Annotated in this window: 1 protein-coding gene; it reads left to right on the top strand. The window is 43.3% G+C overall.

Annotated elements, in window-relative coordinates:
* The first annotated feature begins 110 nt into the window (after positions 1 to 110).
* On the top strand, positions 111 to 416 hold the full coding sequence (locus tag ACM0OP_RS24355; protein ID WP_414530976.1) for a hypothetical protein: 306 nt from the start codon (positions 111 to 113) through the stop codon (positions 414 to 416).
* Positions 417 to 522: the final 106 nt, after the last annotated feature.

Below are 522 nucleotides of genomic sequence, written 5' to 3'. Positions count from 1 at the left end.
ACCTATCCACAGGTCGGACGGTTTTTTGATGCTCTCATGACCAAAATCACTGAAGAGAAAGACTTAAAAGCTACATGATGAATTAATACCACTCACGTTATTAACTCATCATGAACCATCCAATTTTAATACTGATACTGGCGATGTTGGCAGGGGCTTTGTATCTTGCTTGGCTAGTTATCGACTCGCATCAATCAGCACAGCGCCGTTACAGGCGGACTACGAGAAAGAGTCCCAAGCCCAAGCTCAAGCAACGGGTTAATTCATCAACCAAAGGCAAGCTGTTGAGGATGGTAAGGGGAGATGAGGATTTAGCTTACAGACTAGTCAGACAAGTGAAAGCTTCGTTTCCAAATCAATCAGATCAGTGGTGTTGGGAAAAAGCAATTTGGGACTTGGAGCGCGATCGCAATTAACATCCCCACCACCTAACAGTTAGGTGGTGACATATTTCTGCATTTAAAATCATGACTATCTGGACAGAAAAGCACGACCAATTTTGTTTAAAGAACCACATCCCAC

The sequence above is a fragment of the Nodularia chucula CCY0103 genome (genome assembly GCF_963923915.1).
GTDB classification, from domain to species: domain Bacteria; phylum Cyanobacteriota; class Cyanobacteriia; order Cyanobacteriales; family Nostocaceae; genus Nodularia; species Nodularia chucula.
This window is presented reverse-complemented; position numbering and strand designations above follow the sequence as displayed.